Source organism: Oceanimonas sp. GK1, from assembly GCF_000243075.1.
In the GTDB taxonomy this organism is placed as follows: domain Bacteria; phylum Pseudomonadota; class Gammaproteobacteria; order Enterobacterales; family Aeromonadaceae; genus Oceanimonas.
In genome coordinates this window covers 3,500,131-3,514,537 of sequence record NC_016745.1, presented here as the reverse complement: position 1 = coordinate 3,514,537, position 14,407 = coordinate 3,500,131, and the positions used below count along the sequence as shown (strand labels likewise).

Here is a 14,407-nt window from a genome sequence, read left to right as displayed (position 1 = left end):
CCTCACCCCTCACGGCCTGCTTGCCCAGATAGGCCCTTAATTCTGTTGTGCGGGGGGCTGACAGCAGCCCGCCGTCACCCTGCTCCAGAATATGACCATCGTGAATGTAGGCGATCTGATCGGCAATGCCGGCTACTTCGCCTGGATGATGAGTGACCATCAGCACTATCAGCTGCCGCCGGTCAGTCTGCTCCCGCAATAATTGCAACAGTTCAAAGCGCAGCGCCGGATCCAGGGCTGAAAAGGGCTCGTCGAGTAGCAATACCGGCCGGTTGCGTACCAGGCAGCGCGCCAGGCCCACCCGCTGCTGTTGCCCACCCGACAGTTGCGCCGGCTTGCGTTGCAACAGGTGGTCAATGCCCAGCCGGGCGGCCACCTGATGCACCTGCTGTTGCTGTTCGACACTCAGGCGCAGGCCGGGATCCAGGCCAATGGCAATATTCTGCTGGACGCTCATGTGCCAGAACAGGTTGTTGTCCTGGAACAGGGTGGTCATGGGACGCTCGGCCGGGCTCAGGGGCAGCAGATCTACACCGTCAAGGCTGAGGCTGCCCGAATCGGTTTTGGCAAAGCCCCCGAGCATGGCCAGCAGGGTGGATTTCCCGGCCCCGCTGGGGCCGATCAGTGCAGTAATGGTTCCGGGAGCGGCGGTGAGGGAAAAACACTGGCTTTGCTCCGGATAGTGCGCACTCAGCTTATTCAGTGTGAGCATTCCGCCCTCCCAATACCCGTTCAATCAGCAGGAACAGCGCCAGGTTCAGCACCAGCAGTACCAATGCAGTGGCAGCGGCTTCCGTCATCTGGTAGCTCCCCAGTTGCTGGTACAATAGCCAGGGCAGGGTCTGCAACTGCTGGCTGCCAAACAATGCGATGGCACTCAAATCTCCCAACGACAGCATCATGGCCAGCGCCAGAGCGAGGGCCAGGGGTTGGCGCAGCAGTGGCCATTCCACCAGCCGAATACGGTTGAAGGCGCGAATGTCCAGGCTGCTACAAAGGCGGTCGTAGCGCCGGACTACCCGCGCCATGGGCAGTTGCAGGGTGCGCAGGCCATAGGGCATGGCCATCAGGGCATTGACCAGGATCACCAGCAGCGGCCCCAGGGCAAACACATCGGTGAGGTCGCGCAGCAATATAAACAGGCCGGTGGACAGAACCACAGCGGGCAGCACCAGTATGACGGAGCCGCTGGCTTCGAGCCCGCTGGCGAGTACCCGGCGTTCTTGCCTGAGTCGCAGGTGACGGCTGGTGCTCAGCAGGCCGATGGTCAGCAGCACCGACAGCAGACCGGCGCTGACGGCAATGGCCATAGACTGCCCCAGGGCCGACCATAACTGTTGTGAAGCCAGTGCCGGCAGCAATTGCGGGTTAAGGCCGGCGGTGACGATGGCCAGCAACGGCGGCAAAAAAATGAGCAGTGCGACTGCCATCACCAGGGTATCGGTCAGGCGGGTATGCCACCAGGGGGCATCATGACGCGGGCAGGCCAGCGCTTGATCATTCCGGTACTCCGGCGGTCTGCTGAGGCGGTATTGCACCAGCAGAAAGGCACCGCAGAGCAGCAGTTGCAGCAGCGCCAGGCTGCCGGCCAGGGGCAGATCGAAGTCGTAACGCAGGGCCTGGTAGATGGCCACTTCCAGGGTGGTGGATCTGGGGCCGCCGCCTAGCGCCATGACGGTGGCGAAGCTGGTAAAACAGAGCATGAAAATCAGGCTGGCCAGCCCCGGCAAAGCGCCCCGTACCGCCGGCCAGATCAGCCAGCGAAACAGCTGTCGGCTGTTAAAGCCGAGCTGGCTGGCCAGTCGCCACTGGCTGGCGGGAATGGCCTCGATGGTTTGCAGCAAAATGCGCGTTGCCAGTGGCATGTTGAAAAACACATGAGCCAGCAGAATGCCGCTCAGGCCATAGAGGTAGCTGACCGGCTCCACTCCGAGCCATTCCAGCAGCCGGTTGCTCCAGCCCTGGCGACCGTGCACCGTGACCATGCCAAACACCACCAGGATCACCGGCAGCACCAGGGTGAGTCCAAACAGCCGCAGCAGCAGGGTGCGTCCGGGAAAGCGCCGGCGCGACAGCGCCTGGGCCAGTGGCAGGGCCAGGCCCAGGCTGAGCAGAGTCGACAGGGATGCCTGGTAAAAGCTGAACCAGACCACGTGGCGCAGATAGGGGTCGGCAAGGATCTGCCCGGTATCGCTGCCGCCGCGCAACAGAACGGCGAGGGGAGCGACCGTCAGCAGCAGAATGGCGCCGGTGCTGATGGCACCCGGCAACCACCATAAACGAAGGGACATCAGCGGGTGGTGGCGCCAAGCCACTGGCGCAGCCATTGTTTGCGCTGGCTGGCCACCTCCTCGGCACTGAAACTTAACGATCGGCTCGGGGTGACCAGCTCGTCAAAACCGGCGGGCAGGGCCGTGTCGATTACCGGGTACATCCAGTTGCCGGCGGGAATGTGCTGCTGGAAACCCGGCGTCGTCATGAATTGCATAAAGCGGTCGGCCAGTTCGGGCTGGTTGCTGCCTTTCACCTTACCGGCGACTTCCACCTGCAGATAGTGGCCTTCCTCAAAGGCAGCAGCCCGGTACTGGTGCTGCTGCTCCGCCTCGATATGATAGGCAGGCGAGGTTGTGTAAGACAGTACCAGATCCGCCTCACCCTTGAGGAACATGCCATAGGACTCGCTCCAGCCCTTGGTGACCGACACGGTACGCTTGGCCAGGTTTTGCCAGACCTCGGGGGCCTGGTCGCCGTAGAGGCGCTGTACCCACAGCAGCAGGCCCTGTCCCGGGGTGCTGGTGCGCGGATCCTGATACAGCAGGGTCAGCTCCGGGCGCTCGAGCAGTTCGGCAAAACTGGCGGGCGGGTTGGCCAGCTTGTCGGCATTGTAGATAAAGGCGAAATAGCCGTAATCAAAAGGCAGAAAGTAGGCGTTGCTCCAGCCGCCGGGCAGGGTCAGCCCTTCGGGGCTCAGGCCATGAGGTTCAATCAGGCCGGTTTCTTGTGCCGCCTGCAGCAGATTATTGTCGAGCCCCAGCACGATATCGGCCCTGGTATTGTCCCCTTCCAGCCGCAGCCGGTTAAGGATGGACACGCCATCGTCCAGTGCCACCCATTCCAGGTTGCAGCCGCACTCGGCTTCAAAGCTTTGCTCTATGGCCGGGCCTGGTCCCCAGTCCGATGCAAATGAGCTATAGGTATAAATGGTAAGCGTCGGCGTTTGAGCCGCCAGCGGCGTGCCGGCGGCCATCAGCAAGGCAAACAGCGTCTTTTTCACTGGGCCACTCCCTGGTTGAGTTACAAGCATCGGGGCGATACAGCTGCCTTTGCCGGTGAGCCCGATAGTAAGGGGTAAGAGCGCTATTGTAGGAATATTTCCCGTGTGAAACCAGCCATTGAAAGGATGAGCCCATGTTATTTGCCAACAAGGATCAGCGGCTGTTCAGCCGTCTGCAAGTTAACGCTACCGTGATCCTGGCCACTGCCAGCGAGCGCATTCAGGGAACCTGTCTGAACCTGAGTCCGGAAGGCATGCTGATGGAAGTCGAGTGCAGCCGCTGCCACCCCGGAGAGCAGTGGCAGCTGGTGCTGCCGTCGGCGGGCGAGCGGGTGCCTCCGCTCAAGGCTATGGCCCGGGTGTTAAGGGTGGAGCAGGGAGTGACCACCGATCTGGTTGCCCTGTATCTGGAGGATGTGCACTGACGCGGTTGCCTTGATAAAAAACGCCGGCATCAAGCCGGCGTTGAAGGTAGTGGCACCGCAGATTACAGCCAGGCGGGCTGCTGAGCCTCATAGGCATCAATCTGATCTGCATGCTGCAGGGTCAGGCCGATGTTGTCGAGGCCGTTGAGCAGGCAGTAGCGGCGGAACTCGTCGATTTCAAACGGGAAGGCCAGTTCACCGGCGCGCACCTGCTGGGCTTCCAGATCCACGGTGATCTCGGCGCCCCGGCTGGCAGCCACGTACTGGAACAGGCTTTCAACCTGGTCGTCGGTGAGGCGCACCGGCACCATGCCGTTGTTGATGGCGTTGCCGTAGAAGATGTCGGCAAAGCTCGGGGCGATGACGGCCTTCAGACCGAAATCGGCCAGGGCCCAGGGCGCGTGTTCGCGGCTGGAGCCACAACCGAAGTTTTCCCGTGCCAGCAGAATCACCGCCTGGTCGTAGGGCGCCTGATTGAGCACGAACTCGGGGTTCGGCTGCTCGCCGGCGTCATCCAGAAAGCGCCAGTCGTGAAACAGGTGCTTGCCAAAGCCGGACCGGGTCACCTTCTGCAGAAACTGCTTGGGAATGATCTGGTCGGTGTCTACGTTGGCCGCATCCAGGGGGGCGGCGATACCGGTTAATTGCTTGAATCTGCTCATATTATTCCCCTTACAGTTCCCGAATGTCGACAAAGTGACCGAACACGGCGGCGGCGGCGGCCATGGCCGGGCTCACCAGGTGGGTACGGCCACCCCGGCCCTGACGGCCTTCAAAGTTGCGGTTGCTGGTGGCGGCACAACGCTCGCCGGGCTGCAACCGGTCGTTGTTCATGGCCAGACACATGGAGCAACCGGGCAGGCGCCATTCAAAACCGGCTTCGATAAAGATCTTGTCCAGCCCTTCCGCTTCGGCCTGGGCCTTCACCTGCTGGGAGCCGGGGACCACCAGGGCCTGGACCCCGGCGGCCACCTTGCGGCCCTGAGCGATGGCGGCGGCGGCGCGCAAGTCTTCAATGCGGCTGTTGGTACAGGAGCCGATGAACACCTTGTCGATGTTCACGTCGGTGAGCTTGCCCCCGGCGGGAATGTCCATGTACTGCAGCGCCTTGGCGGCGGACTGGCGCTCCACGGCGTCGTCAAAATCTTCCGGCGAAGGAATGGTGCCGTTCACCGGCATCACCTGGCCCGGGTTGGTGCCCCAGGTCACCTGGGGTGCAATGTCGGCCCCGTTGAGTTCCACCACGGCGTCGAACTGGGCGCCGTCGTCGGACTTCAGGGTGCTCCAGTAGGCCACCGCCTGCTCCCACTGCTCGCCTTCGGGGGCGAAGGGACGACCCTTGAGGTAGTCAAAGGTGGTCTGATCCGGGGCGACCAGACCCGCCTTGGCGCCCAGCTCGATGGCCATGTTGCAGATGGTCATGCGCGCTTCCATCGACAGGGATTCGATGGCGCTGCCGCAGAATTCCACCACATAACCGGTGCCGCCGGCATGGCCGACCTTGCCGATGATGGCCAGCACCACGTCCTTGGCGCTGATGCCCGGGTTGAGCTCGCCGTTGACCTGGATCTTCATGGTTTTGGCCCGGCCCTGCTTCAGGGTCTGGGTGGCCATGACGTGCTCCACCTCGGACGTACCGATACCGAAGGCCAGTGCACCAAAGGCACCGTGGGTGGCGGTGTGGGAGTCACCGCAGACGATGGTGGTGCCGGGCAGGGTCAGGCCCAGCTCCGGGCCGATCACGTGGACGATGCCCTGGTACTTGTGGTGCAGGTCATACAGCGGCACGCCGAATTCTTCACAGTTCTTGGCCAGGGTTTCCATCTGGATGCGGGCCATTTCACCGGAAGCGGCGATGTCGTTGGTCTCGGTGGACACGTTGTGGTCCATGGTCGCCCAGGTGCGGTCGGGACGGCGCAGCTTGCGGCCCTTTTCGCGCAGGCCGTCAAAGGCCTGGGGCGAGGTCACTTCGTGTACCAGGTGGCGGTCGATATACAGCAGCGGGGTTTCGCCGGCTTCATTGCGCACCAGGTGGGCGTCAAAGACTTTCTGATAAAGGGTCTTGGCCATTAGTTTGCTCTCCGAATGCGGGACAGGATCTGCTCACCCATTTGACTGGTGGATTGCACCGGATGTTCGGCGTGGTCACTGTACAGATCGCCGGTGAAGTAGCCGGCGGCCAGGGTTTCGGCCACGGCGCGCTCAATGGCCTGGGCCGCGTCTTCCTGCTTGAAGCTGTAGCGCAGCATCAGGGCGGCGGACAAAATCTGGGCGATAGGGTTGGCAATGCCTTTGCCGGCGATGTCCGGGGCGGAGCCACCGGCCGGCTCGTACAGGCCAAAGCCCTGGTCGTTCAGGCTGACGGAGGGCAGCAGGCCCATGGAACCGGTGATCATCGCCATTTCATCGGAGATGATGTCGCCGAACAGGTTGGAGCACAGCAGCACGTCGAACTGGGACGGATCCTTGATGAGCTGCATGGTGGCGTTGTCGATGTAGATGTGGTTCAGGGCCACGTCCGGGTAATCCTTGGCAATTTCGGTCACCACTTCGCGCCACAGGATGGAGGCCTGCAGCACGTTGGCCTTGTCGACGGAGGTGACCAGGCCGCGGCGGCCCTGGGCCGCTTCAAACGCCAGCCGGGCGATGCGCTCAATTTCATAGCGGTGATACACCTCGGTGTCGAACGCCTTCTCCTCGGCGCCGCTGCCTTCGCGGCCCTTGGGCTGACCGAAGTAGATGCCGCCGGTCAGTTCGCGCATGCACACGATATCAAAGCCCCGGGCGCTGATGTCGGCACGCAGCGGCGAGAAGCCTTCCAGGCCCTGGTAGATCTTGGCCGGACGCATGTTGCAGAACAGCTTGAAGTGACCGCGCAGGGGCAGCAGGGCACCTCGTTCGGGCTGCTCATTGGGGGGCAGGTTTTCCCACTTGGGGCCACCCACAGAGCCGAACAGCACGGCATCGGCGGCTTCACAGCCGGCCAGGGTCGCGGCCGGCAGCGGAGTACCGTGGTTGTCGATGGCGATGCCACCCACGTCAAAGTGGCTGTATTCCAGCTGCAGACCGAATTCGGCCTGCACCTTGTCCAGCACGCGAATGGCCTCGGCCATGACTTCCGGGCCAATGCCGTCACCCGGCAATACCGCGACCTTGTAGCTTGCGCTCATGTTCACACTGTCTCCATACGTATTTTTTTCTGAATTTCTTCTTTCTTTTCCGCGACCTGCTCGGCCCGGTAAATGCAGTTAATCACGTGAATCAAGGCCTGGGCAGACGACTCGACGATGTCGGTAGCCAGGCCCATGCCGTGGAACTTGCGGCCCTTGTATTCGGCCACGATGTCCACCTGACCGAGGGCATCTTTGCCTTCGCCCTTGCTCTTGAGCTCGTACTTGTCGATGCGAATGTCATAGCCGGTGACGCGATTGATGCACTGGTAAACGGCATCCACCGGGCCGTTGCCCACGGCGGCTTCATTGACGATTTCGCCACCCACTTCCATGCGCACGCTGGCGGTGGACATGACGTTGCTGCCGGACTGCACACTCAGGTACTTGAGCTTGTACTGCTCGGGCTCCTCGTGGATCTGGCTGAAGAACACCAGGGCTTCCAGATCGTAATCGAATACCTGGCCCTTGCGGTCGGCCAGCGCCAGGAAGCTGGTGTAGAGGGTGTCGAGATCGTAGTCCTGCTCGGTGTAGCCCATCTCGCTCATGCGGTGCTTGATCACATGGCGACCGGAGCGGGAGGTCAGGTTGAGCTGGTTCTTGGGCAGGCCGATGCTCTCGGGGGTGATGATCTCGTAGGTATTCTTGTTCTTCAGCACGCCGTCCTGGTGAATGCCGGAGGAGTGAGAGAAGGCGTTGGCACCGACGATGGCCTTGTTGGGCTGTACCGGCATGTTGCACAGGTTACGTACCAGCTGGCTGGTGCGGTAGATTTCCTGATGCTTGATGTTGGTGTGCACCCCGAGCAGTTCGCCCCGGGTTTTCATGATCATGGCCACTTCTTCCAGCGAGCAGTTGCCGGCGCGCTCGCCGATACCGTTGATGGTACATTCTATCTGCCGTGCGCCCTGCTGCACGGCGGCGATGGAGTTGGCCACCGACATGCCGAGATCGTCGTGGCAGTGCACGGAAATCACCGCTTCGTGAATGTTGGGCACCCGCTCGAACAGGGTCTTGATGATGCCGCCGAACTCGCTGGGCACGGTATAGCCCACGGTGTCGGGAATGTTCACGGTGCGGGCACCGGCCTTAATCACGGCTTCCACCATGCGGCACAGATTATCGATGGGGGTGCGGCCGGCATCCTCGCAGGAGAATTCCACGTCGTCGGTGTAACCCCGGGCATGCTTGACCGCAGCCACGCTCATTTCCACCACCGAGTCGAAGTCCTTGCGCAGCTTGCTCTGCACATGAATGTCGGAGGTGGAGATAAAAGTGTGAATACGGAACTGATCCGCCACCCGCAGCGCCTCACCGGCGGCGTCGATATCGGCCTTGAGGGCGCGGGACAGGGCGCAGACGCGGCTGTTTTTGATATGGCGGGCAATGGTCTGCACCGACTCAAAATCGCCGGGCGAGGAAATGGGGAAGCCCACTTCCATCACGTCCACACCGAGTCGTTCCAGAGCCTGGGCGATCTGCAGTTTTTCCTTGACGGTCAGGCTGGCGGAAAGCGCCTGTTCACCGTCCCGCAAGGTGGTATCGAATATGATGACTTGGTTCGACATGTCGCTTTCCTCTGTGTATTCGTGCCGCCCGAGGCAGAATGAAAAAAACCCGTGCGGACGGCACGGGTTTTTAAGTGTGAAACTGTGTGAATGATAAATTCCAGCTACGCCTGACCCCGTGCGCTATAGCACCTTGTTGGTTAGTAGTAGTAGCTGAATTTGCTTTTGCATGGTCACTCACATCAGGAAAGAATCCGTTAACAACGCTATACAGATAACGATTAACGATGCTGCTGTCAACTTTACCGTGGTCATGAAGGCGGGTGGTGCCCCTTTGATAGGAAGGGGTTGGTGGTTATTTTTGGTGTTTTATTCTGGTCTTGTGTTTTTTGTTGATTGATCGTTTTGCTTTTATTTGGCTCTGTCTTGTTATTGTTTTGTAATTGGTAAAATCCGGCGTTGCCGGTGGGGTTGGTGAGGCTTTGAGCACTGGCGCCAGCCGGAAGGTTTTGTTGGCGCTGTTGCGCTCGAGGCCGCTGTGGCAGGCTGTTTCGAGCGGGGCCAACGGATTTGCCAAAGCCCGTAGACAACGGATTTAAAGCAGGTTAAGGTGATTTTTCATCCTTTTTCTGCTTATCTTCAGCTTCGCTGTTGTAAGTTGTTGTTTTATAAATATAAAAAGTCGCTCATTTTGTCATGTCACCCGGCTGGCGGCCGCGTGTGGCTGTGCGAGAGAGTGGCAAAGTGAACGGAGCAGAGCCTGGAGGGCTTTACCATGGAGATGTTATCAGGCGCAGAAATGGTCGTGCGAGCGCTGGAGGACCAGGGGATTGATTACCTGTTTGGTTATCCCGGCGGCTCGGTACTGGACATCTATGATGCCTTGTTTGAAAACAGCAAAATAGAGCACGTGCTGGTGCGCCACGAGCAGGCGGCCGTGCACATGGCCGATGGTTATTCCCGGGCCACCGGCAAGGTGGGCACCGTGCTGGTAACCTCGGGACCGGGCGCGACCAACTGCATTACCGGCATTGCCACCGCTTACATGGATTCCATTCCCATGGTGGTGCTGTCGGGCCAGGTGCCGACCAACTACATTGGTGATGACGCTTTCCAGGAAACCGACATGATCGGTATTTCCCGCCCCATCGTGAAGCACAGCTTTCTGTGTAAAAAGGCGTCCGATATTCCGCTGGCCATTAAAAAGGCCTACTACATTGCCGCGTCCGGTCGCCCCGGCCCGGTGGTGGTGGACCTGCCCAAAGACATTCAGAACCCCAAGGAAAAGCACCCCTACGTCTATCCGGCGTCGGTGGACATGCGCTCCTACAACCCCACCGGCGTGGGCCACAAGGGCCAGATCAAAAAGGCGATGAAGGCCCTGGCCGCCGCCAAGCGACCGGTGATGTACGTGGGGGGCGGTGCCATTACTGCCGATGCCAGCGGCCTGGTGGTGCAGCTGGCCGAGCAGTTCAATCTGCCGGTGACCAACACCCTGATGGGCCTTGGCGTCATGCCCGGTACCCACAAGCAGTTTATCGGCATGCTGGGCATGCATGGCACCTATGAAGCCAACAAGACCATGCACAACTCGGATCTGATCCTTGCCATCGGTGCCCGCTTCGACGACCGGGTCACCAACAACGTGGCCAAGTTCTGTCCGCACGCCACCATAGTGCACGTGGATGTGGATCCGACGTCCATTTCCAAGACCATTCCGGCGCACATACCCATCGTGGGCTCGGCCGATACCGTGCTGGCCCAGATGCTGGAGGCCATTCGCGAGCTGGGCCTGCAGCCCGATACCCAGGCGCTGGACGACTGGTGGGTGCAGATCGAGCAGTGGCGCTCCCGCCAGTGCCTGAGCTACGAGAAGAGCGACAAGTACATCAAACCCCAGCAGGTGATCGAATCCGTCTACCGCATCACCGAGGGCAAGGCCATCGTCAGCTCCGATGTGGGCCAGCATCAGATGTTTGCCGCCCTGTACTATCCCTACGACAAGCCGCGCCAGTGGATCAACTCCGGTGGCCTGGGCACCATGGGCTTTGGCCTGCCCGCCGCCATGGGCGCCAAGCTGGGCTGCCCCGATGCGGTGTCGGTGTGCGTGACCGGTGACGGCTCCATTCAGATGAACATTCAGGAGCTGTCCACCTGTATGCAATACAACATACCGGTGAAAATCATCTCCATGAACAACAACGCCCTGGGCATGGTGAAGCAGTGGCAGAAGATGTTCTATGAAGGCCGTCAGAGCCATTCCTACATGGACTCGCTGCCCGACTTCGTCAAGCTGGCCGAATCCTACGGCCACGTGGGCATGAAAGTGACGGATCCGGCCGAGCTGGACGCGGCCCTGGAGAAGTGCTTCTCCCTGACCGACAAGCTGGTGTTCATGGATATTCAGATCGATCCGGAAGAGCATGTGTACCCCATGCAGATCAAGACCGGAGCCATGGATGAAATGTGGTTGAGCAAAACGGAGCGAACCTGATGCGGCGTATTATTTCCCTGTTGCTGGAAAACGAGTCCGGCGCCCTGAGCCGGGTGGTGGGGCTGTTTTCCCAGCGGGCCTACAACATTGAAACCCTGACCGTGGCGCCTACCGAGGATCCCACCCTGTCGCGCATGACCATCGTCACCAGCGGCGACGAGCGGGTAATCGAGCAGATCACCAAGCAGCTCAACAAGCTGGTGGACGTACTCAAGGTCAGCGATCTGACCGACGGGGATCATATCGAGCGGGAAATCGTGCTGGTCAAGGTGCGCGCCGACGGGTCCAACCGGGATGAAGTCAAGCGTACCGCCGACATCTTTCGCGGCCAGATCGTGGACGTCACTCCGCACCTGTATACGGTGCAGCTGGTGGGCACCAGCGACAAGCTCGATGCCTTTATCTGCAACATGAGCGATACCACCGAAGTGGTGGAAGTGGTGCGCAGCGGCGTGTGCGGTGTGTCCCGGGGTGAAAAGGCCCTGCGGGCCTGAGCAAGTTGCCATACAATGCAAAACCGCCTGCGGGCGGTTTTTTTGTCGGCGGGCTGGTGGCCTCACGCTTCCCTTCAAAAAAAGTTGACATTCATTACCAGCGATTGAAAATCAGAACCAGAGATCAGGGGTGGGAGCCAGCAATGCCAACGGAGAGTGGGACGGCCCGAAGCGGGGCGGCCCTTGTGCTGAACAATACGGCCACGGGTGCCGCCTTGAATGAGGCGCTGTTGCGGTATGCGGAGCTGGTAGAGGGGCTGTCGGCGCTTTACGGGCGGCATTGTGAGGTCGTGTTCTATTCCCTCCACGAGCCGGGCGGCGTGGCCCTGCGGGTGGCCGGTGGCAACCGCCAGCCGGGCGCGGCCATGACCGATACCGAACAGCGGCTGCTGGTCGAGTTGCAGCACCGCGGGGGCAGCCGGCTGTGTCTGACTCACCAGCGGCTGGGCTCGCCGGTGCGCAGCCTGATGCAGGTGGTGCGCGGTGCTCATGGCGAGCTGGCCGGCGTGCTGTGCCTGCATCTGGATCTGGGGGCACCCCTGCACGAACTGATGGCCGACTGGTTGCCGCCGGAAAACGAGCGGCCCCAGGCGTCGGCGGAAAACTTCAGCAACAATGTGGAGGAGCTGGTGACCCTGACGGTGGAGCGTACCATCGAAGCGATCAACGCCGATCCGGATGTGGCCAACAACGCCAAGAACAAGCAAATTGTCACTACCCTGTTTGAAAAAGGCATCTTCGACATCAAGGACGCCATCGCCATGGTGTCGGACAAGCTCAACATTTCCAAACACACTGTCTATCTCTATATCAGGCAGAAAAAACGCGATGACGAAGCGTCATCGCCAAATAACCAGGAGAACCCATGACTAAAACCGTAATCGCCACCGACCAGGCACCTGCTGCCATCGGTCCCTATGTTCAGGCCACCCGCGTGGGCAACATGGTCTACACCTCCGGTCAGATCCCGCTGGATCCGTCCACCATGGACGTGGTCGAGGGCGGTATCGAAGCCCAGACCAAGCAGGTAATGGACAACCTGATGGCGGTGCTGGCCGAAGCCGGTGCCGATGCCACCAGCGTGGTCAAGACCACCTGTTTCCTGTCCGACATGAACAACTTCCTGGCCTTCAACGAAGTCTACGCCAGCTACTTCGCCGCCGGTGCCCCGGCCCGTTCCTGCGTAGAAGTGGCCCGTCTGCCCAAAGACGTGCTGGTGGAAGTGGAAGCCATCGCCCTGGTGGAATAAGCCAATTCAAAGAGCGGTTGCGGCCGCTCTTTTGCTCTCTGCGGACCTTGCCATGACCGACTCTTCCCTGCGTTTTGCCCTGCTGGTGACCGGCCCCTGTTATGGCACTCAGGCCGCCGCCGATGCCTGGCGCTTTGCCTGTGCCCTGCTGGAGCAGGGGCATGTCATCGACAGCGTGTTCTTCTATCAGGAAGGGGTGCACAACGGTAACCGCCTGGTGCAGCCCGCCAGTGACGAATTCGATCTGCACCGGGCCTGGGTGGCCCTGGCCGAACAGCATGGGCTTACCCTGGACTTGTGTGTGGCGGCGGCGCTGCGCCGTGGCCTGTGCGACGACACCGGTGCCGCTGAAGCCGGTCTGGATAGCGGCAACGTGGCCACGCCCTTTCGTCTGAGTGGCCTCGGGGCCCTGGCCCAGGCGGCATTGACCGCCGACAGGGTGGTGCAATTCTGATGAACAAGGTTGCTTTTATATTCCGCACGGCGCCCCACGGCAGCGCCGCCGGTCGGGAAGGGCTGGATGCGGTGCTGGCCACCTCGGCCCTGAGCGAGGCGCTGGCGGTGTTTTTTATGGACGACGGTGTGTATCAGCTCAAGCGTGAGCAAGCGCCCGCCGCCATTCACGGCCGGGATTATGCGCCGACCTTTGGCCTGCTGGAGCTGTACGACATCGAGCAGGTGTATGTGTGCGCCGCCTCACTGGCCGAGCGCGGCCTGACCCTGGCCGATTTGTGTATTGACGCGCAAGCCTGCGATACCGGCGAGCTGCGCCGTCTTCTGGGCGAGCACGACGTTCGGTTGAGCTTCTGAGGACCTATGCTGCATACCGTCAAACACTCTCCCTTTAGTCACCACAGCCTGGAGCTGGCCATGGGTTACCTGCAGCCCGGCGATCAGCTGGTGCTGTGGCAGGATGGGGTGATCGCCGCCACCCTGCCGGCCTGGCAGGCCCGGCTGCAGCCGTTGGCCGACGCCGGTGGCCTGTTTGTCATGCAGGAAGATCTGGAGGCCCGCGGCCTTGAGCCAGTGATCGGCACGCCGCTCACCATGGCCGGCCTGGTCGAGCTGATTGCGGCGCAGGGCAGCCCCACGGCGTGGTAACCGGCGAGCCCGAGCGTGACGGGGTTACCTGCGCCGACACGCTTCAAGCCCATCCATGGGACGCTCGGCAAATGTCGTCCATGACATTTGACGGTCGACTCCGGCAATCCCCGCCACTGTCTGTAGCCAAGCGGCTTTGAGCAACTGTATAAATCTTGACTTGCCTTCGGGGCGAGCATAGAATTTTGCGTCCCCGCTTTTGGGGATGGATTTTTTCAACTGTAGAACGACATTATCAGGAGCTGTTAATGGCAACTATTAACCAGCTGGTGCGCAAGCCTCGCCAACAAGCCGTTGCTAAGAGCAACGTGCCGGCGCTGGAAGCCTGCCCGCAAAAGCGCGGCGTGTGCACCCGCGTATACACCACCACTCCGAAGAAGCCGAACTCCGCACTGCGTAAAGTGTGCCGTGTTCGTCTGACCAACGGCTTCGAAGTGAACTCCTACATTGGTGGTGAAGGCCACAACCTGCAGGAGCACTCCGTTGTGCTGATCCGCGGTGGTCGTGTTAAAGACCTTCCCGGTGTGCGTTACCACACCGTGCGCGGCGCGCTGGACACCTCCGGTGTTTCCGCCCGTCGTCAGGGCCGCTCCAAGTACGGCGCCAAGAAGCCCAAGGCTTAATGGTTCTCCGTTAAGTAAGGCCAAACATTTATTTTTTTAACCTGTTTTGTTTTGGGTTATTCCTGAAGT

The 14,407-nt window shown here is 60.8% G+C and carries 15 protein-coding genes and 1 pseudogene; 9 read left to right on the top strand and 7 right to left on the bottom strand.

The features are described from left to right. Nucleotides 1–19: 19 nt before the first annotated feature. The 3 genes and pseudogenes from thiQ to thiB all read right to left on the bottom strand — a co-directional run. Nucleotides 20–712 (bottom strand): annotated as a pseudogene (gene thiQ / locus GU3_RS16490) (thiamine ABC transporter ATP-binding protein); the annotation flags it as partial. Further along, nucleotides 696–2,291, bottom strand: a complete 1,596-nt coding sequence (gene thiP, locus GU3_RS16485) for a thiamine/thiamine pyrophosphate ABC transporter permease (RefSeq protein ID WP_041543893.1) — start codon at nucleotides 2,289–2,291, stop codon at nucleotides 696–698. The gene thiP and the pseudogene thiQ, both read right to left, overlap by 17 nt. Further along, entirely contained in the window at nucleotides 2,291–3,262 is a 972-nt protein-coding gene (thiB, locus tag GU3_RS16480; protein ID WP_202798320.1) for a thiamine ABC transporter substrate binding subunit, read from the bottom strand. The genes thiP and thiB overlap by 1 nt, the downstream gene beginning before the upstream one ends. A gap of 146 nt (nucleotides 3,263–3,408) precedes the next feature. Between thiB and GU3_RS16475 the strand changes: the two genes are divergently transcribed. Next, nucleotides 3,409–3,699, top strand: a complete 291-nt coding sequence (locus tag GU3_RS16475) for a PilZ domain-containing protein (protein ID WP_014293668.1) — start codon at nucleotides 3,409–3,411, stop codon at nucleotides 3,697–3,699. 62 nt (nucleotides 3,700–3,761) lie between these two features. On the opposite strand, the gene leuD is transcribed toward GU3_RS16475, so the two are convergent. Genes leuD through leuA form a run of 4 tightly spaced genes read right to left on the bottom strand, consistent with a single transcriptional unit; the run spans nucleotide 3,762 to nucleotide 8,437 of the window. Continuing rightward, nucleotides 3,762–4,361, bottom strand: coding sequence for a 3-isopropylmalate dehydratase small subunit (gene leuD, locus GU3_RS16470; protein WP_014293667.1), 600 nt, complete (start codon nucleotides 4,359–4,361; stop codon nucleotides 3,762–3,764). A 10-nt stretch (nucleotides 4,362–4,371) separates the two neighbouring features. Continuing rightward, nucleotides 4,372–5,769, bottom strand: coding sequence for a 3-isopropylmalate dehydratase large subunit (leuC, locus tag GU3_RS16465; RefSeq protein WP_014293666.1), 1,398 nt, complete (start codon nucleotides 5,767–5,769; stop codon nucleotides 4,372–4,374). Further along, a complete protein-coding gene (leuB, locus tag GU3_RS16460; RefSeq protein ID WP_014293665.1) occupies nucleotides 5,769–6,869 on the bottom strand; it encodes a 3-isopropylmalate dehydrogenase in 1,101 nt (366 codons plus the stop codon). Before leuB ends, leuC begins: the two co-directional genes overlap by 1 nt. A gap of 2 nt (nucleotides 6,870–6,871) precedes the next feature. Next, the gene (leuA, locus tag GU3_RS16455) at nucleotides 6,872–8,437 is read right to left on the bottom strand and encodes a 2-isopropylmalate synthase (protein WP_014293664.1); all 1,566 of its coding nucleotides are present in this window, start codon (nucleotides 8,435–8,437) and stop codon (nucleotides 6,872–6,874) included. Nucleotides 8,438–9,152: 715 nt separating this feature from the next. Here leuA and GU3_RS16450 point away from each other — a divergent pair. The 8 genes from GU3_RS16450 to rpsL all read left to right on the top strand — a co-directional run bounded on the left by GU3_RS16450 (nucleotide 9,153) and on the right by rpsL (nucleotide 14,338). Next, nucleotides 9,153–10,871 (top strand): acetolactate synthase 3 large subunit, encoded by a 1,719-nt coding sequence (locus GU3_RS16450; protein ID WP_014293663.1) that lies wholly within the window; start codon nucleotides 9,153–9,155, stop codon nucleotides 10,869–10,871. After that, nucleotides 10,871–11,365 carry an acetolactate synthase small subunit gene (gene ilvN / locus GU3_RS16445; protein WP_014293662.1) on the top strand — a complete coding sequence of 165 codons (495 nt, stop codon included), beginning with the start codon at nucleotides 10,871–10,873 and terminating at the stop codon, nucleotides 11,363–11,365. Before GU3_RS16450 ends, ilvN begins: the two co-directional genes overlap by 1 nt. A 185-nt stretch (nucleotides 11,366–11,550) precedes the next feature. Continuing rightward, nucleotides 11,551–12,234, top strand: a complete 684-nt coding sequence (locus GU3_RS16440) for a transcriptional regulator (protein ID WP_014293661.1) — start codon at nucleotides 11,551–11,553, stop codon at nucleotides 12,232–12,234. Beyond that, nucleotides 12,231–12,614: a RidA family protein gene (locus tag GU3_RS16435; protein WP_014293660.1), complete on the top strand. Its 384-nt coding sequence runs from the start codon at nucleotides 12,231–12,233 to the stop codon at nucleotides 12,612–12,614. Before GU3_RS16440 ends, GU3_RS16435 begins: the two co-directional genes overlap by 4 nt. Nucleotides 12,615–12,666: 52 nt before the next feature. After that, nucleotides 12,667–13,068, top strand: a complete 402-nt coding sequence (gene tusD, locus GU3_RS16430) for a sulfurtransferase complex subunit TusD (RefSeq protein WP_014293659.1) — start codon at nucleotides 12,667–12,669, stop codon at nucleotides 13,066–13,068. Beyond that, entirely contained in the window at nucleotides 13,068–13,424 is a 357-nt protein-coding gene (gene tusC, locus GU3_RS16425; RefSeq protein ID WP_014293658.1) for a sulfurtransferase complex subunit TusC, read from the top strand. Before tusD ends, tusC begins: the two co-directional genes overlap by 1 nt. Before the next feature lie 6 nt (nucleotides 13,425–13,430). After that, nucleotides 13,431–13,715, top strand: coding sequence for a sulfurtransferase complex subunit TusB (gene tusB, locus GU3_RS16420; RefSeq protein WP_014293657.1), 285 nt, complete (start codon nucleotides 13,431–13,433; stop codon nucleotides 13,713–13,715). A 248-nt stretch (nucleotides 13,716–13,963) separates the two neighbouring features. After that, a complete protein-coding gene (gene rpsL, locus GU3_RS16415; protein WP_014293656.1) occupies nucleotides 13,964–14,338 on the top strand; it encodes a 30S ribosomal protein S12 in 375 nt (124 codons plus the stop codon). The last annotated feature ends 69 nt before the right edge of the window (nucleotides 14,339–14,407 follow it).

Excerpts from the sequence above, each read along its gene's own strand:
- thiP (WP_041543893.1), bottom strand. The coding sequence starts at position 2,291 with ATGTCCCTTCGTTTATGGTGGTTGCCGGGTGCCATCAGCACCGGCGCC.
- GU3_RS16475 (WP_014293668.1), top strand. The coding sequence starts at position 3,409 with ATGTTATTTGCCAACAAGGATCAGCGGCTGTTCAGCCGTCTGCAAGTT.
- leuD (WP_014293667.1), bottom strand. The coding sequence starts at position 4,361 with ATGAGCAGATTCAAGCAATTAACCGGTATCGCCGCCCCCCTGGATGCG.
- leuC (WP_014293666.1), bottom strand. The coding sequence starts at position 5,769 with ATGGCCAAGACCCTTTATCAGAAAGTCTTTGACGCCCACCTGGTGCGC.
- leuB (WP_014293665.1), bottom strand. The coding sequence starts at position 6,869 with ATGAGCGCAAGCTACAAGGTCGCGGTATTGCCGGGTGACGGCATTGGC.
- leuA (WP_014293664.1), bottom strand. The coding sequence starts at position 8,437 with ATGTCGAACCAAGTCATCATATTCGATACCACCTTGCGGGACGGTGAA.
- GU3_RS16450 (WP_014293663.1), top strand. The coding sequence starts at position 9,153 with ATGGAGATGTTATCAGGCGCAGAAATGGTCGTGCGAGCGCTGGAGGAC.
- ilvN (WP_014293662.1), top strand. The coding sequence starts at position 10,871 with ATGCGGCGTATTATTTCCCTGTTGCTGGAAAACGAGTCCGGCGCCCTG.
- GU3_RS16435 (WP_014293660.1), top strand. The coding sequence starts at position 12,231 with ATGACTAAAACCGTAATCGCCACCGACCAGGCACCTGCTGCCATCGGT.
- tusD (WP_014293659.1), top strand. The coding sequence starts at position 12,667 with ATGACCGACTCTTCCCTGCGTTTTGCCCTGCTGGTGACCGGCCCCTGT.
- tusC (WP_014293658.1), top strand. The coding sequence starts at position 13,068 with ATGAACAAGGTTGCTTTTATATTCCGCACGGCGCCCCACGGCAGCGCC.
- tusB (WP_014293657.1), top strand. The coding sequence starts at position 13,431 with ATGCTGCATACCGTCAAACACTCTCCCTTTAGTCACCACAGCCTGGAG.
- rpsL (WP_014293656.1), top strand. The coding sequence starts at position 13,964 with ATGGCAACTATTAACCAGCTGGTGCGCAAGCCTCGCCAACAAGCCGTT.